General features: G+C 60.7%; 20 protein-coding genes. 18 read left to right on the top strand and 2 right to left on the bottom strand.

From position 1 onward, the window contains the following. Positions 1–210: 210 nt before the first annotated feature. From puuE to CYD26_RS09325, 9 genes are all read left to right on the top strand, one after another. On the top strand, positions 211–1,137 hold the full coding sequence (gene puuE, locus CYD26_RS09365; RefSeq protein WP_065760392.1) for an allantoinase PuuE: 927 nt from the start codon (positions 211–213) through the stop codon (positions 1,135–1,137). Then, positions 1,137–1,652, top strand: a complete 516-nt coding sequence (gene uraD, locus CYD26_RS09360; protein ID WP_065760393.1) for a 2-oxo-4-hydroxy-4-carboxy-5-ureidoimidazoline decarboxylase — start codon at positions 1,137–1,139, stop codon at positions 1,650–1,652. Before puuE ends, uraD begins: the two co-directional genes overlap by 1 nt. A gap of 90 nt (positions 1,653–1,742) precedes the next feature. Continuing rightward, positions 1,743–2,738 (top strand): allantoicase, encoded by a 996-nt coding sequence (gene alc / locus CYD26_RS09355; RefSeq protein ID WP_065760394.1) that lies wholly within the window; start codon positions 1,743–1,745, stop codon positions 2,736–2,738. 96 nt (positions 2,739–2,834) lie between these two features. Continuing rightward, complete coding sequence (locus CYD26_RS09350) at positions 2,835–3,338, top strand: ureidoglycolate lyase (RefSeq protein ID WP_102052438.1); 504 nt, start codon at positions 2,835–2,837, stop codon at positions 3,336–3,338. A 47-nt stretch (positions 3,339–3,385) separates the two neighbouring features. Beyond that, positions 3,386–4,696: a urate hydroxylase PuuD gene (locus CYD26_RS09345; RefSeq protein WP_099773960.1), complete on the top strand. Its 1,311-nt coding sequence runs from the start codon at positions 3,386–3,388 to the stop codon at positions 4,694–4,696. Positions 4,697–4,784: 88 nt separating this feature from the next. Next, on the top strand, positions 4,785–6,140 hold the full coding sequence (locus CYD26_RS09340; protein WP_099773959.1) for a nucleobase:cation symporter-2 family protein: 1,356 nt from the start codon (positions 4,785–4,787) through the stop codon (positions 6,138–6,140). Positions 6,141–6,267: 127 nt separating this feature from the next. Continuing rightward, positions 6,268–7,053, top strand: a complete 786-nt coding sequence (locus CYD26_RS09335; protein ID WP_099773958.1) for an outer membrane protein OmpK — start codon at positions 6,268–6,270, stop codon at positions 7,051–7,053. 506 nt (positions 7,054–7,559) lie between these two features. Beyond that, on the top strand, positions 7,560–8,345 hold the full coding sequence (locus tag CYD26_RS09330) for an outer membrane protein OmpK (protein WP_065759812.1): 786 nt from the start codon (positions 7,560–7,562) through the stop codon (positions 8,343–8,345). 289 nt (positions 8,346–8,634) lie between these two features. Next, a complete protein-coding gene (locus CYD26_RS09325) occupies positions 8,635–10,581 on the top strand; it encodes an LTA synthase family protein (protein ID WP_102052437.1) in 1,947 nt (648 codons plus the stop codon). 37 nt (positions 10,582–10,618) lie between these two features. Here the strand turns inward: CYD26_RS09325 and CYD26_RS09320 are convergent, their stop codons facing one another. After that, positions 10,619–11,527, bottom strand: coding sequence for a DUF808 domain-containing protein (locus tag CYD26_RS09320; RefSeq protein ID WP_102052436.1), 909 nt, complete (start codon positions 11,525–11,527; stop codon positions 10,619–10,621). Between the two features lie 154 nt (positions 11,528–11,681). On the opposite strand from CYD26_RS09320, the gene CYD26_RS09315 reads away from it, so the two are divergent. Further along, entirely contained in the window at positions 11,682–12,302 is a 621-nt protein-coding gene (locus CYD26_RS09315; protein WP_102052435.1) for a TetR/AcrR family transcriptional regulator, read from the top strand. 57 nt (positions 12,303–12,359) lie between these two features. Here CYD26_RS09315 and CYD26_RS09310 read toward each other — a convergent pair whose 3' ends face one another. Beyond that, complete coding sequence (locus tag CYD26_RS09310; RefSeq protein ID WP_065759817.1) at positions 12,360–12,800, bottom strand: heme-binding protein; 441 nt, start codon at positions 12,798–12,800, stop codon at positions 12,360–12,362. A 257-nt stretch (positions 12,801–13,057) separates the two neighbouring features. Between CYD26_RS09310 and gcl the strand changes: the two genes are divergently transcribed. The 8 genes from gcl (at position 13,058) to CYD26_RS09270 (ending at position 22,421) form a co-directional block, all read left to right on the top strand. Further along, entirely contained in the window at positions 13,058–14,833 is a 1,776-nt protein-coding gene (gene gcl / locus CYD26_RS09305; RefSeq protein WP_065759818.1) for a glyoxylate carboligase, read from the top strand. Between the two features lie 57 nt (positions 14,834–14,890). Continuing rightward, a complete protein-coding gene (hyi, locus tag CYD26_RS09300; protein ID WP_099773954.1) occupies positions 14,891–15,673 on the top strand; it encodes a hydroxypyruvate isomerase in 783 nt (260 codons plus the stop codon). A 66-nt stretch (positions 15,674–15,739) separates the two neighbouring features. Next, a complete protein-coding gene (locus CYD26_RS09295) occupies positions 15,740–16,633 on the top strand; it encodes a 2-hydroxy-3-oxopropionate reductase (protein ID WP_102052434.1) in 894 nt (297 codons plus the stop codon). A gap of 143 nt (positions 16,634–16,776) precedes the next feature. Further along, a complete protein-coding gene (locus tag CYD26_RS09290; RefSeq protein ID WP_102052433.1) occupies positions 16,777–18,057 on the top strand; it encodes a glycerate kinase in 1,281 nt (426 codons plus the stop codon). Next, entirely contained in the window at positions 18,047–19,462 is a 1,416-nt protein-coding gene (pyk, locus tag CYD26_RS09285; RefSeq protein ID WP_065759822.1) for a pyruvate kinase, read from the top strand. The genes CYD26_RS09290 and pyk overlap by 11 nt, the downstream gene beginning before the upstream one ends. Positions 19,463–19,572: 110 nt before the next feature. Continuing rightward, positions 19,573–20,460: an urea transporter gene (locus CYD26_RS09280; protein WP_102052432.1), complete on the top strand. Its 888-nt coding sequence runs from the start codon at positions 19,573–19,575 to the stop codon at positions 20,458–20,460. 45 nt (positions 20,461–20,505) lie between these two features. After that, the gene (locus CYD26_RS09275) at positions 20,506–21,330 is read left to right on the top strand and encodes an ion transporter (protein WP_102052431.1); all 825 of its coding nucleotides are present in this window, start codon (positions 20,506–20,508) and stop codon (positions 21,328–21,330) included. 92 nt (positions 21,331–21,422) lie between these two features. Beyond that, the gene (locus CYD26_RS09270; RefSeq protein WP_065759825.1) at positions 21,423–22,421 is read left to right on the top strand and encodes a sulfate ABC transporter substrate-binding protein; all 999 of its coding nucleotides are present in this window, start codon (positions 21,423–21,425) and stop codon (positions 22,419–22,421) included. The last annotated feature ends 404 nt before the right edge of the window (positions 22,422–22,825 follow it).

Below are 22,825 nucleotides of genomic sequence, written 5' to 3'. Positions count from 1 at the left end.
AAACCCAAGCAGAACAATGACGAGCACGTCATTATCTGACCATTCCGGCAGATTTATTGCAGGGGCATGGGGTGGCGGGCCAGGAAAGAAATCCGAAAAAACAGGCTTACAAACTGACAATAAAGTTGTATACAATCACTCCATCAGCGTGGTCGATACACCACACAGGCCACTCTACCCCCGTTTTCACGTACAAGAAGGAAGACTGCAGTGAGCGCTGATTATCCTCGCGACCTGATCGGTTACGGCAATACTCCACCCCATCCGCGCTGGCCGGGGAACGCCCGCATCGCTTTGTCTTTCGTGCTCAATTACGAAGAAGGTGGCGAACGCAACATCCTCCACGGTGATAAAGAGTCGGAAGCATTTCTGTCTGAAATGGTTGCCGCCCAGCCGCTGCAGGGCGCACGCAACATGAGCATGGAATCGCTCTACGAGTACGGCAGCCGCGCAGGCGTCTGGCGCCTGCTCAAACTGTTCAAGGACACTGGCATTCCGCTGACCGTGTTTGCCGTGGCCATGGCCGCCCAGCGCCACCCGGAAGTGATCCGTGCCATGGTTGAAGCCGGCCATGAGATCTGCAGTCACGGCTACCGCTGGATCGACTACCAGTACATGGACGAGGCCCAGGAGCGCGAGCACATGCTCGAAGCGATCCGCATCCTCACCGAACTGACCGGCGAGCGCCCATTGGGCTGGTACACCGGCCGCACCGGGCCAAACACCCGCCGCCTGGTGATGGAGGAAGGTGGCTTCCTCTATGACAGCGACACCTATGACGACGACCTGCCCTATTGGGAACCCAACAACCCGACCGGCAAGCCACACCTGGTGATCCCCTACACCCTGGACACCAATGACATGCGCTTCACCCAGGTTCAGGGTTTCAACTGTGGCGAGCAGTTCTTCCAGTACCTCAAGGACGCGTTCGACGTGCTGTATGCCGAAGGTGCCGAGGCACCGAAGATGCTCTCCATCGGCCTGCACTGCCGCCTGGTCGGCCGCCCTGCCCGGTTGGCAGCCCTCAAGCGCTTTGTCGAATACGCACAAAGCCATGAGCAGGTCTGGTTTGCCCGGCGCGTGGACATCGCCCGCCACTGGCATGCCACCCACCCTTTCAACGCCGAGAACGCATAATGACCGACTTCAAGACGCTGAAGCCTTCGACCCTCGACCGCACCGCGTTCGTCGAAGCTTTCGCCGATATCTACGAACATTCGCCATGGGTTGCCGAGAAGGCATTCGACCTGGGCCAGCGCCAGGAGCTGGACCAGATCGAAAATCTGCACCAACGCATGAGCGATATCCTGTTGAGCGCCGACCCTGCCAGCCAGCTGGCACTGGTCAACGCTCACCCGGACCTGGCCGGCAAAGCGGCCGTCCAGGGCCAACTGACCGAAGCCAGCACTCACGAACAGGCTGGCGCCGGTATTCACCAATGCACGGCCGAAGAGTTCCAACGCTTCACCGAGCTGAACGACGCCTACAAAGCCAAGTTCAAGTTTCCCTTCATCATGGCGGTAAAAGGCAGCAACCGGCATCAGATCCTCGCCGCGTTCGAAACGCGCATCCATAACTCGGTCGAGGCCGAGTTCAAGGAAGCGCTGGCGCAGATCAACCTGATCGCCCTGTTCCGATTACTGCAGCTTTAGTGAGCGTGGCCCGAGTGCGCTCATGAACGCAGCGCGTACCCAGGGCCTTGCAAGCATCCCCAGCCACCCATTCAAGGCAGACAAGAAAAAATGAAAGCATACGCCGTACCCTTCGAGAAATTCGTCAACCTGGCCGACGCGCGCCTGGGCACCAAGATCGTTTCGGTCACCGATGAGTGGTTCGCCGCTGCCGAGCGCCTGTTCCAGCCGACACCGGCCGTGTGGAAGGAGGGTGTGTTCGACGACAACGGCAAGTGGATGGACGGCTGGGAAACGCGCCGCAAGCGTTTCGAAGGCTTCGACAGCGCGGTGATCCGCCTGGGCGTTCCCGGCACCATCAAGGGCGTCGACATCGACACCTCGTTCTTCACCGGCAACTTCCCACCTTCGGCGTCCCTGGAAGGCTGCTTCGTCGCTGAAGGCGACCCGACCGAACAAACCCAGTGGGTTGAAGTGCTGTCGGCCGTCGAGCTGCAAGGCAACAGCCACCACTACCACGAAATCAACAACGACCAGGCCTTCAGCCACCTGCGCTTCAACATCTACCCGGACGGCGGTGTTGCCCGTCTGCGTGTCTACGGCGTGCCATTCCGTGACTGGTCGGCAGTAGGCGACAACGAGCAAGTCGACCTGGCAGCAGCGTTGAACGGTGGCCGTGCCCTGGCCTGCTCCGACGAACACTTCGGCCGCATGAGCAACATCCTCAACCCGGGCCGTGGCATCAACATGGGCGACGGCTGGGAAACCGCGCGCCGCCGCACCCCAGGCAATGACTGGGTCATCGTTGCCCTGGGCCATGCCGGCGTGGTCGAGCAGGTTGTCGTCGACACCCTGCACTTCAAAGGCAACTACCCCGACAGCTGCTCGATCCAGGGCGCATTCGTCAAGGGCGGTACCGACAGCCAGATCGAAACCCAGAGCCTGTTCTGGCGCGAACTGCTGCCAAGCCAGAAGCTGCAGATGCACGCCGAGCACAGTTTCCAGGAGCAGATCAATGACCTGGGGCCGATCACCCACATCCGGATCAACGTGTTCCCGGATGGCGGCATCAGCCGTCTGCGCGTACTGGGCAAAGTCGCGAAGTAAGCGCTGCCCCTGATCACCCACAACGCCGGCTCCCGAGAGCCGGCGTTGTGGGCAAGAGCGACAGCCCCAACAACATAGAATTAGAGACAGATCCGCATGCGCACTTTAGTGATTGAGCCCTTGACCAAAGAAGCCTTCGCCCCCTTCGGTGACGTGATCGAAACCGACGGCAGCGACCACTTCATGATCAACAACGGCTCGACCATGCGCTTCCATCGTCTGGCCACGGTAGAAACCGCGCAGCCCGACGACAAGGCGATCATCAGCATCTTCCGCGCCGACGCGCTGGAAATGCCCCTGACCGTCCGCATGCTGGAGCGCCATCCGCTGGGCAGCCAAGCGTTCATTCCGCTGCTCGGCAATCCCTTTCTGATCGTGGTCGCGCCACTTGGCGATGCACCTGTATCGGGCTTGGTCCGTGCCTTTGCCAGTAATGGCAGGCAGGGCATTAATTACCATCGCGGCGTCTGGCACCACCCGGTGCTGACGATCGAAAAGCGGGATGACTTCCTGGTGGTTGATCGCAGTGGTTCCGGCAACAACTGCGACGAACATTTCTTCAATGAGGATGAGCTGCTGATCCTCAACCCCCACCAATAAGAGAAGACTGGTCATCGGAAATCGGTGATCGGAAAGAGGTACATACTGTGGAAGCACATCTGTTCGAGTGGCTAAACCTGAGCGTGCGCTGGGTTCACATGATCACCGGTATCGCCTGGATCGGTGCATCGTTCTACTTCGTCTGGCTGGAAAACAACCTTAACCGCGCCAACCCGCGCGAGGGCCTGTCGGGTGACCTTTGGGCCATCCACGGCGGTGGTATCTACCACCTGGAGAAATACAAGCTGGCTCCACCGAAAATGCCGGAGAACCTGCACTGGTTCAAATGGGAAGCGTATTTCACCTGGCTGTCGGGCGTGGCCCTGCTGTGCGTGGTGTTCTACTCCAACCCGACCCTGTACCTGCTGGCACCGGGCAGCGGCCTGAGTGGCGCAGAAGGCGTGGCCATTGGTGTCGGCTCGTTGATCGCCAGCTGGTTCATCTACGACTTCCTCTGCGACTCACCACTGGGCAAACGCCCTGCCCTGCTGGGCCTGGTACTGTTCGTGCTGGTTATCGCGGCCTGCTTCGGCTTCAGCCAGGTGTTCAGCGGCCGTGGTGCGTACCTGCACACCGGTGCGATCATCGGCACCATCATGGTCGGTAACGTGTTCCGCATCATCATGCCGGCCCAGCGTGCGCTGGTCGCGGCCATCGAGCAGAACCGCACCCCCGATCCAGTGCTGCCGGCCAAGGGTCTGTTGCGCTCGCGTCACAACAACTACTTCACCCTGCCGGTGCTGTTCATCATGATCAGCAACCACTTCCCGAGCACCTACGGCAGCCAGTACAACTGGTTGATCCTGGCGGGTATCGCGGTGGCTGCGGTGTTGGTACGTCACTACTTCAACACCCGTCACGACAGCAACAAGTTCGCCTGGACCCTGCCTGTCGGCGCCCTGGCAATGATCTGCCTGGCCTATGTCACCGGCCCTTCGCCGATGCCGAAAGCGCCTGAGCAGGCTGCAGCGAAAATCGAGTACCAACCGCTGCCGGAAACCGCACTGGGCGGCAAGACTGCTGCTGAGAAAGCCGCCGAGCCGGCTCCGGCCAAAGCCGAGGAAGCGGCCAAGCCTGCCACCGCCTCGGTAGAAACCTCGAACTTCGACAAGATCCACAATGTCATTCAGGAACGCTGCACCGTGTGCCACTCGGCCAAGCCGACCAGCCCACTGTTCAGCACTGCGCCTGCGGGCGTGATGCTCGACACCCCGCAACAAATCCAGCAACTGGCACCGCGCATCCAGGCCCAGGCCGTCGCCAGCCAGATCATGCCGTTGGGCAACATCACTCAGATGACCCAGCAAGAACGTGAACTGATCGGCGCCTGGATCGCCAAGGGCGCTCCAACCAACTGATGCACCGGGCGGCTCGCAAGAGCCGCCCACCGGCGTCCTGCTCGGCGTCGCAGAACAATGAACAATAAAAACAAAACCGAGGTGTTGCATGTCAAAGTCACGCAAGGCGTCCATACCCGTTGCGCCCCCACGACAGCCACTGCCACTGCCGCAACTCATCCTGGTGGGTCTGCAACACGTATTACTGATGTATGGGGGCGCCATCGCGGTGCCGCTGATCATTGGCCAGGCCTGTGGCCTGACCCGTGAAGAAGTCGCCTTTCTGATCAATGCCGATCTGTTGGTTGCCGGTGTCGCTACCGTCATTCAGTCGTTCGGCATTGGTGCCGTGGGTATCCGCATGCCGGTCATGATGGGCGCCAGCTTCGCCGCCGTCGGCAGCATGGTCGCCATGGCCGGAATGCCCGGTGTAGGCCTGCAGGGAATATTCGGTGCGACCATCGCTGCCGGCTTCTTCGGCATGCTGATCGCGCCGTTCATGTCCAAGGTGGTGCGGTTCTTCCCGCCTCTGGTAACCGGTACCGTGATCACCTCCATCGGCCTGTCGCTGTTCCCGGTCGCGGTGAACTGGGCCGGTGGCGGCGCCAGTGCCGCACCCTTCGGCTCACCGGTCTACCTGATGGTTGCTGGCCTGGTGCTGGCAATCATCCTGCTCATCAACCGTTTTATGCGTGGTTTCTGGGTCAATGTGTCAGTGCTGATCGGCATGGGCGTTGGCTACATGCTGGCCGGCTCCATCGGCATGGTCGACCTTTCCGGGCTGGACCAAGCGCCGTGGCTGCAGGTGGTGACGCCCCTGCACTTTGGCATGCCGACATTCAGCCTGGCGCCAATCCTGTCCATGTGCCTGGTGGTGGTGATCATTTTCGTTGAGTCCACCGGCATGTTCCTCGCACTGGGCAAGGTCACCGACCGTGAAGTCACCCCGGGCATGCTCCGTCGCGGCCTGTTGTGTGATGCTGGTGCGTCCTTCATCGCGGGTTTCTTCAACACCTTCACCCACTCCTCGTTTGCCCAGAACATCGGCCTGGTGCAAATGACCGGTGTGCGCTGCCGGTACGTCACCATCGTTGCAGGCGCCTTCCTGATCATGCTCAGCCTGCTGCCCAAAGCTGCATTCCTGATCGCCTCGATTCCGCCCGCCGTTCTGGGGGGGGCCTCCATTGCCATGTTCGGCATGGTAGCCGCCACGGGTATCAAGATTCTTCAGGAAGCCGACATCGGCGACCGCCGCAACCAGTTGCTGGTGGCCGTCAGCGTCGGCATGGGCTTGATCCCGGTGGTACGTCCGGAGTTTTTTGCACAAATGCCACAGTGGATGGAGCCTATCACCCACAGCGGAATCGCCATGGCCACCGTGAGTGCGCTGATCCTGAACCTGCTGTTCAACATCCTCGGTGGTGTCGAGCGCGCAGCCCATAACGAAACTGCCCACCAGCATTGAACCGGCGGGCGGCGCTCGCCGCCCGGCATACCTCGAGCACGACCGTCGACCCGTAGAAGCGGGTCGATCGGGGCGCTTTGCGCCAAAAAACCGCAAACAAACAATAACAACAGCCGGGAATCACACCATGAAACGGATCACTTCATCTCTCCTGCTGGGCGGCGGACTGCTGGCAGCCTTGCCTGCAGTCGCGGGAGACATGCTGCTCTGGCAAACCAACAGCATCAGCTACCTGTACGGCAAAGACTTCACCGTCAACCCCGCCATCCAGCAAACGGTGACCTTCGAGCACGCCGACAAATGGAAATACGGCGACAACTTCCTGTTCGTCGACAAGACCTTCTACAACGGCGCAACCGACCGTAACAAAGGCAACAACACCTACTATGGCGAATTCAGCCCTCGCCTGTCGTTCGGCAAGATCTTCGACCGCAAATTCGAGTTCGGCCCAATCAAGGACGTGTTGCTGGCCATGACCTATGAGTCTGGCGAAGGTGATAACGAGGCCTACCTGATCGGCCCAGGCTTTGACCTGGCAGTTCCCGGCTTCAACTACTTCACCTTGAACTTCTATCAGCGCAACACCGAGGGCAGCCGCCCGGGCGATCGCGTATGGCAGATCACACCGACGTTCTCCTACACCATCCCCGCAGGCAAGTCCGACATCCTCGTCGACGGCTACATGGACTGGGTCGTTGACAACGACAGCACTCGCCGTGGCACCTACCACGCCAACCTGCACCTTAACCCACAGGTCAAATACGACCTGGGCAAAGCCTTGAACCTGGGCGCCAAGCAGCTTTACGTGGGCGTGGAGTACAGCTACTGGAAAGACAAGTACGGCATCGAGGACACTCAGCGCTTTGACACCAACGAGAGCGTCACCAGCTTCCTGGTGAAAATGCACTTCTAAAAGCTGACTGAGTGCACAGTATTAACCCCTTGCGCCCCTGAACAGGGCATTCAAGGGCCGGCGCGACAGCCCCACGCTGCGCGCCCTTCAATCGAGGGCAGGCCGCATCCTGCCCTCGTTTGCTGACGGCTCAGTCAATATCGCCGTCAACGGGTGCCTCTACGCACCTCACCCTCGCGACATCCATCACTTCAGCGTGGACAGCTATCCGCCCAGCCAGTAATCTGCGCGCCCTTTTACACAGGGCAAGACGGCATGCGCCCGGGTTTGCTGACCCACCCGTCAATAAACACAGGCGTTCGACAGACGCCTTGCCCGCTTGAAGCGCCTCTTTTCCATCGGTTCACAGCACGGTCGAACACGCTGATTGCGCGCGCCCCGAAAGGTTGGCGCAACCCTTGCTGTATCGCTGCGCCGAACCGAAAAACCGACCATTAAGTCAACAAACGGCATCACTCGAGAATGCCGACAACAGAACAACGAGAAATCAACCTTTGGAGCACACCATGCGTACCCGTAATAGCCTGATCCTTGCCGGCGGCCTGCTGGCTGCCAGCAGCGCCATGGCCGGCGACCTGCTGCAATGGCAGAACAACAGCCTGACCTACCTGTACGGCAAGGATTTCACCGTTAACCCGGAGATCCAGCAAACCTTTACCTTTGAACATGCGGACGCCTGGAAGTACGGCGACAACTTCCTGTTCATCGACAAGATCTTCTACAACGGCAAGAAAGACTCGAACGCCGGCCCTAACACCTACTACGGCGAATTCACCCCTCGCCTGTCGTTCGGCAAGATCTTCGACCAGAAACTTGAGTTCGGCCCAGTGAAGGATGTGCTGCTGGCCATGACCTACGAGTTCGGTGAAGGCGACAACGAGTCGTACCTGATCGGCCCGGGCTTTGACCTGGCGATTCCAGGCTTCGACTACTTCCAGTTGAACTTCTACCAGCGCAACACCGAAGGCAGCCGCGCAGGCGATAACGTCTGGCAAATTACCCCGGTATGGTCCTACACCATCCCGATGGGCAAATCCGACGTTCTGATCGATGGCTACATGGACTGGGTCGTGGACAACGACGAAACCCGCAACCGTGGCACCTACCACGCCAACCTGCACTTCAACCCACAGATCAAATACGACCTGGGCAAGGCCTTGAGCCTGGGTGAGAAGCAGTTGTACGTGGGTGTCGAATACGACTACTGGAAAGACAAGTACGGTATCGAAGACACCCCGGCCTTCGACACCAACCAGAACACCACCAGCCTGCTGGTCAAAGTGCACTTCTGATCGGTTGAGCCGCGACAGCCAGGGCCAAAGCGTTTAACACCGCAGCCCTGGCACGCATCGATGTCACTGCTATACAAACAGAGCGTGCAAGCGATGGGTGCTTGTTACGCCTAACGCGTCGTCGTTCAGCTTTTCACACGCGCCTAGCATTGCTTTGACGTTTTTTTCTCTTCGCAGTCGCTACTTTTCGCCGCGACCACAAACACTCGACACCACAATGTATTTACAGCGGGTGCACCACTGCTGTGCCTGTAGTGGCCAGGCATGAAGAGAGACAAAAGGAATTCATATGCGCGTTCCACAATCAGCGCCCCAACGCTACCTCTTGCTACTGACCTCAGTATGGCTGGCGATTTTTCTGCTCACCCGAGGCGTGCTGTTTTTCAGCCACTTGAACGAGGCCGGGAGCAATGTCTTCTCGATCTTCGGTATCGGGCTGCTGTACGATCTGAGCTTCCTGCTCTATGCCGCACTGCCACTGGGCCTTTACCTGCTGCTGTGCCCTGCGCGGCTGTGGCGCTCGCGAGCACATCAGGGGTTCCTGCAGGGCATCATGGTGCTCAGTGTGTTCGTGATGCTGTTCACTGCTGTCGCCGAATGGCTGTTCTGGGACGAGTTCGGCGTGCGCTTCAACTTCATTGCTGTCGACTACCTGGTCTATTCCGATGAAGTGTTGAACAACATCCTCGAGTCCTACCCGATCGGCCTGCTGCTGAGCATCCTGGCCGTTATCGCCATTGCCCTGAGCCTGGCACTGCGCGCACCGCTCAAGCGGGCCCTGAATGCACCGGTGCCCGCTTTTCGCCAGCGCCTGATGAGCTTTGCCGTGCTGGCCGTGCTGGCAGGGCTGTGCGTGCAGGTGATCGACCAGGACCGCCCGCGTGGCCAAGGCGGCAATGCCTACCAACATGAATTGGCCAGCAACGGCCCTTACCAGTTCTTCGCCGCGTTCCGCAACAACGAACTCGATTACCCGCAGTTCTATAGCAGCCTGCCTGAGCAGGATGTGAACGCGCAGATCCAGAGCGAGCTGCGCCAACCCGATGCAAGTTTCGTCGGCAAGGAACCCCTGGATACTCGCCGCACCATCACCAGCAACGCACCGGCGCGTACACCCAACGTGGTCCTGGTGACCATTGAGAGCTTCAGCGCCAAGTACATGGGCAGCAACGGCGATAACCGCAACCTGACCCCAAACCTGGATGCCCTGCGCAAACAGAGCCTGTACTTCAACAACTTCTATGCCACTGGCACCCGCACCGACCGTGGCCTGGAGGCCATTACCCTGTCGATTCCGCCAACCCCTGGCCGCTCGATCGTCAAGCGCGTGGGCCGTGAAAGCGGCTTCGCCAGCCTTGGCCAGCACATGAGTGAAGCGGGCTACGACAGCGTGTTCGTCTATGGTGGCCGTGGCTACTTCGACAACATGAACGCGTTCTTCAGCGGCAACGGCTATCGGGTTGTTGACCAGAGCAGCGTGAAAGAAAGCGACATCAGCTTCAAGAACGCCTGGGGCATGTCCGACGAAGACCTCTACAACCAGGCCATGCAGCTGGCAGACGCCGATTTCGCCAATCAGGTGCCGTTCTTCCTGCAACTGATGACGACCTCCAACCACCGCCCGTACACCTACCCTGACGGCCGTATCGATATCCCGTCTGGCGATGGCCGTGAAGGTGCAGTGAAATACACCGACTACGCCATCGGTCGTTTCCTTGAGCAGGCCCGCAGCAAGCCGTGGTTCGACAACACCCTGTTCATCTTCGTTGCCGACCATACCGCTGGCAGCGCAGGTAAAGAGGACCTGCCGGTGCGCAACTACCAGATCCCGCTGTTCATCTACGGGCCGAAGTTGATCGAAGCGCGTGAGGAATCGAAACTGGCCAGCCAGATCGACCTGGCGCCTACCCTGCTTGGCCTGTTGAACATGAGCTACACCTCGACGTTCTTCGGCCGTAACCTGATGCTTGAAGACACACTGCCACCGCGCGTACTGATTGGTAACTACCAGCACTTGGGCCTGTTCGATGGCCAGGACCTGGCCATCCTCAGCCCTCGCGATGGCCTGCGCCTTCATGAGCAGGCCCTGGGCGAAAGCCGTGAGGTGGTGGGTGACAGCAACAACCCGCTGATCAAGCGCGCCATTACCTACTACCAGGCAGCCAGCTACGGCTTCAAGCACCACCTGCTCGACTGGGTGCCTGAAGACAGCGAAAAGACAGCCGGTAAAAACTGACTGAGCTGACGCGGCGCCCGTGAACAGGGCGCCGCACTTAGCCTCTTGCAGCCCGCCAGAGCTTGCTGGCCAGCGATACCACGGCCAGTACGGCAGCACCAGCAAGAATACCGATGCCCGCATTGAGCAGGCTTGAGGTCAGTACCCCGCCCCGCCCTTCACTGAAGGCTTCGACAGCGTGATGCAGCGGCGCAACGCCATGCACCAGAATCCCGCCACCCACCAGAAACATCGCCGCCGTGCCAACGACCGACAGCCCCTTCATCAAGTACGGTGCGGCCTGCAGAATGCCGTTGCCGATCGTCTGGGCGGCACGCCCGGTTTTGTGCGTGAGCCACAGGCCAAAGTCATCCAGCTTGACGATACCGCCAACCAGCCCGTACACCCCTACGGTCATGACAAAGGCAATACCCGACAACACGACGATTTGCTGTGACAACGGCGCGCCAGCGACCGCACCCAGGGTGATGGCGATGATTTCTGCCGACAGGATGAAGTCGGTACGCACGGCACCTTTGATCTTATCCTTCTCATAGGCCACCAGGTCGACTGAAGGGTCGGCCACCGCTTCACTCAGGGCGGCATGCCCGGCATCGTCCTCGGCTGCACTGTGAAGAAACTTGTGCGCCAGCTTCTCGAACCCCTCAAAACACAAGTAGGCGCCGCCGACCATCAACAATGGGGTCACCGCCCACGGAATGAAGGCGCTGATTGCCAACGCCGCAGGCACCAGAATCACCTTGTTCAGTAGCGAGCCCTTGGCCACGGCCCATACCACGGGCAACTCCCGGTCGGCGCGCACGCCACTGACCTGCTGAGCATTGAGCGCCAGATCGTCACCCAAAACCCCGGCGGTCTTTTTCGCCGCTACCTTGGTCATCACCGAGACATCGTCCAATACGGTGGCGATATCGTCGATCAGCACCAGTAGACTGCTTCCTGCCATGCTTGCGTATCCAGAGAGTTGAAAGGCCCAAAGCATAGCGTGACTGTGCGTGAAAGTGGCAGCCTTGAGCCTCGCGCAAACCCGGTGCTACCATGCGCCACCGCCTGCCCAGGCCTGGGCCGCCTGCGGCCCGACACAAGGAACAGCGCCAATCATGAGCAGCATTCGCGAGCGCAACAAAGAGCTGATCCTGCGCGCAGCCAGCGAAGAATTCGCCGAAAAAGGCTTCGCCGCCACCAAGACCAGCGACATCGCGGCCAAGGCCGGGCTACCCAAGCCCAACGTCTACTACTACTTCAAGTCCAAGGAAAACCTCTACCGCGAGGTGCTGGAAAGCATCATCGAGCCGATCATGCAGGCCTCCACCCCATTCAATGCCGAGGGTGAGCCTGAGGAGGTGCTGAGCGCCTACATTCGCTCAAAAATCCGCATATCACGCGACCTGCCCTTTGCCTCCAAGGTCTTCGCCAGTGAAATCATGCACGGTGCGCCGCACCTGAGCCCGACACAGGTCGAACAACTCAACCTGCAGGCCCGGCACAACATCGCGTGCATTCAGCGCTGGATCGACCGCGGCCAGATCGCCCCGCTCGACCCACACCACCTGATGTTCAGCATCTGGGCCGCAACCCAGACCTACGCCGATTTCGACTGGCAGATCTCCGTCGTCACCGGCAAAGCCAAGCTGGACGATGCCGACTATGAAGCCGCGGCACAGACCATCATTCGTCTGGTACTCAAGGGCTGCGCACCCGACACCCATACCACCGGTTGATCTGGGAGCAGCTCACCAGACGGGCGCCGCGCACGCGCTGACAACCCGCCGCTACCCTCAGGCTGCCACGCCCGCATCCGCGGTCAGCCCAACCTCCTCGATCGCACTGATCGCGCACTGTTCGTCGATGTCCGAGGTATCACCACTGATACCGATAGCTCCCAGCACCACGCCCCTCTGATCACGGATCAGCACCCCACCCGGCGCCGGAACCACGGCGCCCTGGCCCAGGCCATTGAGCGCGGCGAAAAACGCCGGGCGCTGCTGCGCGTCCAGCGCCAGCAAGCGCGAGCCCTTGCCCAGGGCAATGGCGCCCCAGGCCTTCCCCATTGCCACCTGCGGACGCAGCAGGCTGGCACCGTCCTCACGTTGCAGGGCCAGCAGATGACCACCGCTGTCGAGCACCGCAATGGTCAAAGGTGCAGCCGAGATCTTGCGCCCGGCGGCAATGGCGCCGTTTACCAGGCTGACAGCGACTTTCAAGGTCAGAGCGTTCATGGACAGGTCCTCTTGTTGTTAGAAGCCCAGAGGGGCAAGTGAAAATCCAATACGACAAATAGAACACAATGGAGAATATTTTTGTATACAATAATTTTCGCCAGATGATCACAATCGGACAAAATGCCTTTTCTAGCGGCACGACGAGCAAAGCACTGGCAGCCGATGAAAATGGATTGACCAGAGCCACATACCGTGAATACACTCTGACGCAAAGCCATTTGTATACAATTACAAAACCAATGAGGCACAAAACCATGAGCAAAATGAGAGCAATTGATGCAGCCGTTCTGGTGATGCGCCGCGAAGGTGTTGAAACCGCTTTTGGCATCCCGGGCGCAGCGATCAACCCGCTGTACTCGGCGTTGAAAAAAGTCGGCGGTATCGATCACGTCCTCGCTCGCCACGTTGAAGGCGCCTCGCACATGGCCGAGGGCTACACCCGTACCAAGGCCGGTAACATCGGCGTGTGCATCGGCACCTCCGGCCCAGCCGGTACCGACATGGTCACCGGCCTGTACAGCGCCTCGGCAGACTCGATCCCGATCCTCTGCATCACCGGCCAGGCACCTCGCGCTCGCCTGCACAAGGAAGACTTCCAGGCCGTCGACATCACCAACATCGTCAAGCCGGTAACCAAGTGGGCGACCACCGTTCTGGAACCCGGCCAAGTGCCTTACGCCTTCCAGAAAGCCTTCTATGAAATGCGTTCCGGTCGCCCAGGCCCGGTACTGATCGACTTGCCGTTCGACGTGCAGATGGCCGAAATCGAATTCGACATCGAGGCCTACCAGCCACTGCCCGTGCACAAGCCTGCGGCCAACCGCGTGCAGATCGAGAAGGCCCTGGCCATGCTCGACAGCGCAGAGCGCCCACTGCTGGTAGCCGGTGGCGGCATCATCAACGCCGACGCCAGCGAGAAACTGGTTGAGTTCGCTGAACTGACCGGCATTCCCGTGATTCCAACCCTGATGGGCTGGGGCATCATCCCTGACGATCACCCACAGATGGTCGGCATGGTCGGTTTGCAGACCTCGCACCGCTACGGCAACGCCACCCTGCTGAAGTCCGACATGGTGCTGGGTATCGGTAACCGCTGGGCCAACCGCCACACCGGTTCCGTGGACGTCTACACCGAAGGTCGTCGCTTCATCCACGTCGACATCGAGCCCACCCAGATCGGCCGCGTGTTCAACCCAGACCTGGGTATCGTCTCGGACGCGGGCGCCGCGCTGGACATGTTCCTGGAAGTGGCCCGCGAGTGGAAAGCCGCCGGCAAGCTCAAGTGCCGTGGCGAGTGGCTGAAAGACTGCCAACAGCGCAAAGCCAGCCTGCACCGCAAGACCCACTTCGACAACGTGCCGGTCAAGCCACAGCGCGTATACGAGGAAATGAACCAGGTGTTCGGCAAAGACACCTGCTACGTCAGCACCATCGGTCTGTCGCAGATCGCCGGCGCCCAGTTCCTTCACGTCTACAAGCCACGTCACTGGATCAACTGTGGCCAGGCCGGCCCACTGGGCTGGACCATTCCGGCCGCGCTGGGTGTGGTCAAGGCTGATCCGACCCGCAAGGTGGTCGCACTGTCCGGCGACTATGACTTCCAGTTCATGATCGAAGAACTGGCCGTCGGCGCGCAGTTCAATCTGCCTTACGTCCACGTACTGGTGAACAACTCCTACCTGGGGCTGATCCGTCAGGCCCAACGTGGCTTCGAGATGGATTACTGTGTACAGCTGGCGTTCGAGAACCTCAACGCGCCGGAGCTCAACGGCTACGGTGTTGACCACGTTGCCGTGGTTCAAGGCCTGGGTTGCAAGGCGATCCGCGTCTTTGAGCCGGGCGAGATTGCACCAGCCCTGCTCAAGGCCCAGAAGATGGCCGAAGAGTTCCGGGTACCGGTTGTGGTCGAGGTGATTCTCGAGCGTGTGACCAATATTTCCATGGGTACCGAAATCAACGCCGTCAACGAATTCGAAGACCTGGCGCTGGTCGGCAACGATGCACCGACTGCGATTTCGCTGCTCGACTGATCGCACAAGCGGCCCCTGCCCTCGTGGCAGCGGGCCCTACTTTGCAAGGAGACAACCATGCCACGTTTCGCCGCCAACCTGTCCATGCTGTTCACCGAACAGGACTTCCTCGACCGCTTCAAAGCGGCCGCCGATGCCGGGTTCACCGGGGTCGAATACCTGTTCCCGTACGATTACAGCTCGGCTGAAATCAAGCAGCAACTGGACGCCAACGGCCTGACCCAGGTGCTGTTCAACCTGCCGGCCGGCGACTGGGCCAAGGGTGACCGCGGAATCGCCTGCGACCCGGCCCGTGTTGAAGAATTCCGTGCCGGTGTCGACCTGGCCATCGCTTACGCCAAGGTACTGGGCAACACCCAGGTCAACTGCCTGGCCGGCATTCGCCCACAAGGCCCGGATTGCGCCACGGTGAAGAAAACCTTCATCGACAACCTGAAGTACGCGGCCGACAAGCTCCAGGCCGAAGGCATCAAGCTGGTGATGGAGATGATCAATACCCGCGACATCCCCGGCTTCTACCTGAACACCACCCAACAGGCGCTGGAAATCCAGGACGCCGTGGGCAGCAGCAACCTGTTCCTGCAGTACGACATCTACCACATGCAGATCATGGAAGGTGACCTGGCGCGCACGATGGAAACCCACCTGTCGCGCATCAACCACATCCAGTTGGCCGACAACCCGGGCCGTCACGAACCGGGTACCGGTGAAATCAACTACCGCTTCCTGTTCGAACACCTGGACCGTATTGGCTACCAGGGCTGGGTCGGCGCTGAGTACAAGCCACTGACCACCACTGAAGCAGGCCTGGTCTGGCTGAAGACCCACAACGCACTCTAACGCGCACTCACACCCCAGAGGCGTTGTGCGCCGGCCGCATGCATACAACTACAAGAGGCATTTTTCATGGCTAAAATCGGATTTATCGGCACGGGTATCATGGGCCTGCCAATGGCTCAGAACCTTCAGAAAGCGGGCCACAGCCTGTTCGTCTCCACCCACCACGACGCGGCCCCGGCTGAACTGCTCGCCGCTGGCGCCGTCGCCCTGGCCAACCCGAAAGAAGTGGCTCAGGAAGCTGAATTCATCATCGTCATGGTGCCGGACACCCCGCAGGTCGAAGCCGTCCTGTTCGGTGAAAACGGCGTGGCTCAGGGTGTTGGCCCGAACAAAGTCGTCATCGACATGAGCTCGATCTCGCCGACCGCAACCAAAGTCTTCGCAGAAAAAATCAAGGCCACCGGCGCCACCTACCTCGACGCACCGGTCTCCGGCGGCGAAGTCGGTGCCAAAGCCGCGACCCTGAGCATCATGGTCGGCGGTTGCCCGAATGCCTTCGAGCGCGCACTGCCACTGTTCCAGGCCATGGGCAAGAACATCACCCGCGTCGGCGGCAATGGTGACGGCCAGACCGCCAAGGTTGCCAACCAGATCATCGTCGCCCTGAACATCCAGGCCGTTGCCGAAGCGCTGCTGTTCGCCGCCAAGAACGGCGCAGACCCTGCCAAGGTGCGTGAAGCGCTGATGGGCGGTTTTGCTTCCTCGAAGATCCTCGAAGTGCATGGCGAGCGCATGATCAAGGGCACCTTCGATCCAGGCTTCCGCATCAGCCTGCACCAGAAAGACCTGAACCTGGCCCTGCAAGGCGCCAAAGAGCTGTCGATCAACCTGCCAAACACTGCCAACGCCCAACAGGTGTTCAGCACCTGTGCCGCCATCGGTGGTGCAAACTGGGACCATTCGGCACTGATCAAAGGCCTGGAGCACATGGCCAACTTCTCGATCCGTGGCGACAAGTAAGACCTGCTCTACCGTGAGATGAGGTGTCGTCACTACGGCCCTCACCGCCGCCAAGGCCGCCCTACCTGCGCCGGCCCTGGCGGCGATTGCAGACGACACCGCCCTCTCAGACAGACACAGAACAACACGATTGGGAGCCTGCCATGTCGGTCGATCCGCAACACTTTCTGCGCGAACTGTTCGCCACGGCCATCGAAGCCGCCCACCCGCGCCATGTCCTTGAGCCCCACCTGCCCAGCGATCGCAGCGGTCGCGTCATCGTCATCGGCGCTGGCAAAGCCGCCGCCGCCATGGCCGAAGTGGTCGAAAAAAACTGGCAAGGCGACGTCTCAGGCCTGGTCGTCACCCGTTACGGCCACGGCGCCAACTGCTCGAAAATCGAAGTAGTCGAAGCCGCCCACCCGGTACCTGATGCAGCCGGCCTGGCAGTGGCCAAGCGTGTGCTGGCGATGGTCAGTGACCTGAGTGCCGACGACCGGGTGATATTCCTCCTGTCTGGCGGTGGTTCGGCCCTGCTCGCACTGCCAGCAGACGGCCTGACCCTGGCCGACAAGCAACAGATCAACAAGGCCCTGCTCAAATCCGGCGCCACCATTGGCGAGATGAACTGCGTGCGCAAGCACCTCTCGGCGATCAAGGGTGGCCGCCTGGCCAAGGCCTGCTGGCCGGCCACGGTGTACACCTATGCGATTTCCGATGTACCGGGCGATCTGGCCACGGTCATCGCCTCCGGCCCCACCGTGGCCGACCCCAGCACCTCGGCAGAAGCGCTGGCGATTCTCAAGCGCTACAACATCCAGGCACCGGCCGCGGTCATCGACTGGCTGAACAACCCCGCCTCGGAAACCGTCAAAGCCGGTGACCCCGCCCTGGCCCGCAGCCACTTCCAGTTGATCGCGCGCCCCCAGCAGTCGCTGGAAGCGGCCGCGGTCAAAGCCCGCCAGGCCGGTTTCAACCCACTGATCCTAGGCGACCTTGAAGGCGAGTCGCGGGAAGTGGCCAAGGTTCACGCCGGTATCGCCCGGCAGATCGTCCAGCATGGTCAGCCATTGCCGGCACCGTGCGTGATCCTCTCTGGCGGTGAAACCACCGTGACCGTGCGCGGCAATGGCCGTGGCGGGCGCAATGCCGAATTTCTCCTGAGCCTGACCGAAAGCCTGAAGGGCTTGCCTGGCGTCTACGCCTTGGCGGGCGACACCGACGGCATCGACGGCTCGGAAGACAACGCCGGGGCCTTCATGACCCCCGACAGCTATGCCCGCGCCGAGGCCCTGGACCTGTCGGCTGCCGACGAGCTGGACAACAACAACGGCTACGGCTACTTCGCCGCGCTCGATGCCTTGATCGTTACCGAACCGACCCGGACCAACGTCAACGACTTCCGCGCCATCCTGATTCTTGAGACTGCCCAACATGACGCCTGACAAAAAAGTCAAAATCCTCGCCACCCTCGGCCCTGCGACCAACGGCATCGACGACATTCGTCAACTGGTCGAGGCCGGGGTGAATATTTTCCGTCTCAACTTCAGCCACGGTGAACATGCCGACCACGCTCAACGCTACCAGTGGATCCGCGAAGTCGAGCAACAGCTGAACTACCCGCTGGGCATCCTCATGGACCTGCAGGGCCCCAAGTTGCGTGTTGGCCGGTTTGCCGAAGGCAAGGTCCAGCTGCAACGCGGCCAGGCCCTGCGCCTGGACCTGGACCCAACCCCGGGCGATCAACGCCGGGTCAACCTTCCACACCCGGAAATCATCGCCGCGCTGGAGCCGGGCATGGACCTGTTGGTCGACGACGGCAGATTGCGCCTGCAAGTGACCGCCAAGCACGCCGACGCCATCGAAACCCAAGTGCTCAACGGTGGCGAGTTATCCGACCGTAAAGGCGTCAACGTGCCACAGGCCGTGCTGGACCTGAGCCCGCTGACCGCCAAAGACCGCCGCGACCTGGCCTTCGGCCTCGACCTGGGTGTGGACTGGGTGGCCCTGTCGTTCGTACAGCGTCCCGAGGACATCCGCGAAGCCCGCGAACTGATCGGCGACCGCGCCTACCTGATGGCCAAGATCGAAAAGCCCTCGGCAGTCACCCAACTGCAGGCCATCGCCGAACTGAGTGACGCGATCATGGTTGCCCGGGGAGACCTGGGTGTAGAAGTGCCCGCCGAAAGCGTGCCGCACATCCAGAAACGCATCATCGGCACCTGCCGACAACTGGGCAAACCCGTGGTTGTGGCCACGCAGATGCTCGAGTCGATGCGCTTCTCTCCGGCACCGACCCGTGCGGAAGTCACCGACGTTGCCAATGCGGTAGCCGAAGGCGCCGATGCGGTGATGCTCTCCGCCGAGACCGCATCGGGCGACTACCCACTCGAAGCCGTGCAAATGATGAGCAAGATCATCCGCCAGGTGGAAAGCGGCCCGGACTACCAGGCCCAGCTCGATGTTGGCCGGCCCCAGGCCGAGGCGACCGTGTCCGATGCCATCAGCTGCGCAATCAGGCGCATCAGCAGCATCCTGCCGATTGCCGTCCTGGTGAACTACAGCGAGTCGGGCAACTCGACCCTGCGCACGGCCCGCGAGCGGCCACGCTCACCGATCCTCAACCTGACCCCGAACCTGAACACCGCACGCCGCCTGACCGTTGCCTGGGGCGTGCATTCGGTGGTCAACGACCGCTTGCGCCAGGTTGACGAAGTCTGCTCCACCGCATTGGAAATCGCCCAGGCGCAGGGCATGGCCGAGCGTGGCGACACCCTGTTGATCACCGCCGGTGTGCCTTTCGGCAAGCCAGGATCGACTAACTCACTGCGGATCGAAACCCTGATCTGATAGCAAATCGCAGGCAAGCCAGCGCCTACCTGTGTGTTGGCGCTGGCTTGCCTGCGAGGCTTGTCTGCGATAGAGCAACCCCAAAATACGTTTCACCCAGACCGACTGCCATGTACACCAAGAATTTCGTGAACCCGTGCCCCGACTGGGCCACGGCCTTGCTCAACGGCTTCAGCCAGGTACTGCTGCAGCGCAACCCGCTGTGCGGCCTGTTCTGCCTGCTGGCCATCCTGCTGACGGCCCCCGACCTGATTGGCGGCGCCTTGCTGGGAGCGCTGGCCGGGCTGCTCACTGCCCAGCGCCGTGGCTACACCCGCAGCGACCGCCAAGCGGGCCTGTACAGCTACAACGGCGTCCTGATTGGCCTGCTGCTCAGCCACGCGTTGCCCTGGACGGCAATCCTGCCGCCGCTGATCATTGCCGCAGGCGGCATGAGCAGCATACTCGTCCACCAGTGGCTCAAGCGCGCGGGCCCCAACAGCTGGCTGCCTGCCTATACCGCACCGTTCGTACTGCTCGGCTGGGCCACACTGGCGCTTAGCGAGCCGGCCGTGAGCAACACAGCGGTCGATAGCAACCTGTTATTCGCCCTCGCCCGTGGCATGGGCCAGATCTTCCTGCTCGACCAGCCTCTGGCCGGCCTGCTGATTGCCCTCGGCCTGCTGATCGCCAACCGTTACGCCGCAGCCTGGGCCCTGCTTGGCTCAGCCCTCGGCGGCAGCGTGGCACTGCTGGTTGGCGGTGAACCCCATGCGGCCTTCAATGGCCTCTATGGCTTCAACGCCGCACTCACCGCGCTCGCCTTCAGCCAGACCCGAAGCCAGCCCTGGCGCCCACTGCTGGCAATCATCCTGGCAATCCTGCTGCAGCCGTGCTTCACCCACCTCGCCATACCGGGCCTGACTGCACCGTTCGTGCTGGCGTGCTGGCTGCTGCATATCGGTATTCGTGTAGTGCGCCAGCCGCACGCCCAAGGCTCACATCGCTTGCACAGCTAAGACCCAACCCCTAGGCTCTGCTCCGTTAATTACCGGAACGAGCCTATGGACACCCCTGTGAGCTGGCGAGAGCGGCTCTACATCATTGTTTTCCAAACCGACACCCGCGCGGGCCGGCTCTTCGACAGCATCCTGCTGCTGATCGTCCTCGCCAGCCTGGTCACCGTGGTGCTGGACAGCATCGACGAGATACACCGCGACTACGTTGGGCTGCTGACGACGCTCGAGTGGGGCTTCACCGCGATTTTCCTGGTCGAATACATTCTGCGCCTGTACTGCTCGCCCAAACCGCTGCGCTATGCCTTCAGCTTCTACGGCCTGGTAGACCTGCTGGCGATCGTGCCTGGCATCATTGCCCTGTACTACAGCGATGCGCAGTACCTATTGATTGTCCGCGTGATCCGAATGCTGCGGATTTTCCGGGTACTCAAACTGATGCCCTATCTCAAGCAGGCCAACTACCTGCTCGCGGCCCTGCAAGGCAGCCGCCAGAAGATCATCGTGTTCCTGCTCAGCGTGTCGACCCTGGTAACGGTGTTCGGCACCCTGATGTACGTGATTGAGGGGCCGGACCGTGGCTTTACCAGCATCCCGAAAGGCATCTACTGGGCCATCGTCACACTGACCACCGTCGGCTACGGCGATATCGTGCCGAAGACCCCTTTAGGGCAGATGCTCTCATCACTGGTGATGATTGCCGGTTACTCGATCATTGCCGTGCCCACAGGCATCTTCACTGCCGAGCTGGCCAACGCCATGCGCGGTGAAAAGCTGCAGCACCCCTGCCCGGTATGCCGCAAGGACAGCCATGAAAACAGCGCAGCATTCTGCTCACGCTGTGGCAATGCACTGTTCAAGAAAAGCGAATAAACAAATCACTTTTTAATCTTTTATCGACTAAGGCCGAACCGCTATAGTCGCAGGCATAATGCCGCTAACCCCACTAGAACAAGGAATGCGCAGTGAAAAAACTCTTCAGTGCCTCGCTTCTCGCCGCAGGCCTGGCCTTGGGCAACCTGGCCCAGGCCGCGCCACCCCTGCTCAACGTCTCCTATGACGTGATGCGCGACTTCTACAAGGACTACAACAGCGCCTTCCAGAAGCACTGGGAAGCCGAGCACAAAGAGAAAATCGCCGTACAGATGTCCTTCGGCGGCTCGAGCAAACAAGCACGCTCGGTGATCGACGGCCTGCCTGCCGATGTCATCACCATGAACATGGCCACCGACATCAACGCCTTGGCCGACAACGGCAAACTGGTCCCGGACAACTGGGTGACCCGCCTGCCGAACAACAGTGCGCCCTTTACCTCGGCCACCGTGTTCATCGTCCGCAAGGGCAACCCGAAAGCCCTGAAAGACTGGCCAGACCTGCTCAAAGACGGCGTACAGGTCATCGTGCCTAACCCGAAAACCTCGGGCAACGGCCGCTACACCTACCTTTCGGCCTGGGGCTATGTGTTGAAGAACGGTGGCGACGAGAACAAGGCCAAGGCCTTTGTCGGCAAACTGTTCAAACAGGCGCCAGTGCTCGACACCGGCGGCCGTGCCGCCACCACCACCTTCATGACCAACCAGATTGGCGACGTGCTGGTAACCTTCGAGAACGAAGCCGAGATGATTGCCCGGGAGTTTGGGCGCGATCAGTTTGAAGTGATCTACCCGAGCGTTTCCGCCGAAGCTGAGCCACCAGTGAGCGTGGTCGACAAGGTGGTCGACAAGAAAGGCAGCCGTGCCGCCGCCGAAGAGTACCTGAAGTACCTATGGTCGCCCGAGGCCCAGGAAATCGCCGCCAACAACTACCTGCGTCCACGCGACCCTGCCGTACTGGCCAAATACACCGACCGCTTCCCGAAAGTCGACTTCCTCTCGGTAGAGAAGACCTTCGGTGACTGGCGTACCGTGCAAAAGACCCACTTCAATGACGGCGGCGTCTTCGACCAGATCTACACCGGGCAGTAAGCGAAGAACACTGCGTTCTGTGTGAGCAGGCTTGCCTGCAAGTACGCGGTGCCTGCATCGCGGGCAAGACCCGCTCCCACAACAGCTGGTGCGGTCTTTGTTGGAGCTGGCTTGCCTGCGATGGCTTTGACGGGGTGCCAACGAGTGCGCGGTGTCGGCATCGTTGGCAAGCCAACTCCAACAAGGTACGCATATGCCCTCTCACCTTATTGGCTGAACCCAGCCATAGGAATTATCCTACAACCTCTGTCCACCTCGAATGATTGCACGGGGAAGCGCTTCGCACGTAGTCTCGAATGGTCGCTGACGTTTCAGCGATCGGGTTTGGCGACCCGGGAATATATGCAGAGATGCCCCGATTTCGATGGTTGGCGTGTTAGACGTCTGCGTCGTTTTTATGGTGG

The sequence above is a fragment of the Pseudomonas sp. FFUP_PS_473 genome (assembly GCF_002858665.1).
Lineage (GTDB): Bacteria > Pseudomonadota > Gammaproteobacteria > Pseudomonadales > Pseudomonadaceae > Aquipseudomonas > Aquipseudomonas defluvii.
The sequence above is the reverse complement of the archived record's forward strand: the minus strand, read 5'-3'. Positions and strand labels throughout refer to the sequence as shown.

What these genes read in the sequence shown, in the direction of transcription:
- gcl (WP_065759818.1), top strand. Translation starts at nt 13,058, where the DNA reads ATGAGCAAAATGAGAGCAATTGATGCAGCCGTTCTGGTGATGCGCCGC.
- CYD26_RS09320 (WP_102052436.1), bottom strand. Translation starts at nt 11,527, where the DNA reads ATGGCAGGAAGCAGTCTACTGGTGCTGATCGACGATATCGCCACCGTA.
- CYD26_RS09335 (WP_099773958.1), top strand. Translation starts at nt 6,268, where the DNA reads ATGAAACGGATCACTTCATCTCTCCTGCTGGGCGGCGGACTGCTGGCA.
- CYD26_RS09280 (WP_102052432.1), top strand. Translation starts at nt 19,573, where the DNA reads ATGTACACCAAGAATTTCGTGAACCCGTGCCCCGACTGGGCCACGGCC.
- CYD26_RS09340 (WP_099773959.1), top strand. Translation starts at nt 4,785, where the DNA reads ATGTCAAAGTCACGCAAGGCGTCCATACCCGTTGCGCCCCCACGACAG.
- pyk (WP_065759822.1), top strand. Translation starts at nt 18,047, where the DNA reads ATGACGCCTGACAAAAAAGTCAAAATCCTCGCCACCCTCGGCCCTGCG.
- alc (WP_065760394.1), top strand. Translation starts at nt 1,743, where the DNA reads ATGAAAGCATACGCCGTACCCTTCGAGAAATTCGTCAACCTGGCCGAC.
- uraD (WP_065760393.1), top strand. Translation starts at nt 1,137, where the DNA reads ATGACCGACTTCAAGACGCTGAAGCCTTCGACCCTCGACCGCACCGCG.
- CYD26_RS09350 (WP_102052438.1), top strand. Translation starts at nt 2,835, where the DNA reads ATGCGCACTTTAGTGATTGAGCCCTTGACCAAAGAAGCCTTCGCCCCC.
- CYD26_RS09310 (WP_065759817.1), bottom strand. Translation starts at nt 12,800, where the DNA reads ATGAACGCTCTGACCTTGAAAGTCGCTGTCAGCCTGGTAAACGGCGCC.
- CYD26_RS09295 (WP_102052434.1), top strand. Translation starts at nt 15,740, where the DNA reads ATGGCTAAAATCGGATTTATCGGCACGGGTATCATGGGCCTGCCAATG.
- hyi (WP_099773954.1), top strand. Translation starts at nt 14,891, where the DNA reads ATGCCACGTTTCGCCGCCAACCTGTCCATGCTGTTCACCGAACAGGAC.
- CYD26_RS09315 (WP_102052435.1), top strand. Translation starts at nt 11,682, where the DNA reads ATGAGCAGCATTCGCGAGCGCAACAAAGAGCTGATCCTGCGCGCAGCC.
- CYD26_RS09330 (WP_065759812.1), top strand. Translation starts at nt 7,560, where the DNA reads ATGCGTACCCGTAATAGCCTGATCCTTGCCGGCGGCCTGCTGGCTGCC.
- CYD26_RS09290 (WP_102052433.1), top strand. Translation starts at nt 16,777, where the DNA reads ATGTCGGTCGATCCGCAACACTTTCTGCGCGAACTGTTCGCCACGGCC.
- CYD26_RS09275 (WP_102052431.1), top strand. Translation starts at nt 20,506, where the DNA reads ATGGACACCCCTGTGAGCTGGCGAGAGCGGCTCTACATCATTGTTTTC.
- CYD26_RS09325 (WP_102052437.1), top strand. Translation starts at nt 8,635, where the DNA reads ATGCGCGTTCCACAATCAGCGCCCCAACGCTACCTCTTGCTACTGACC.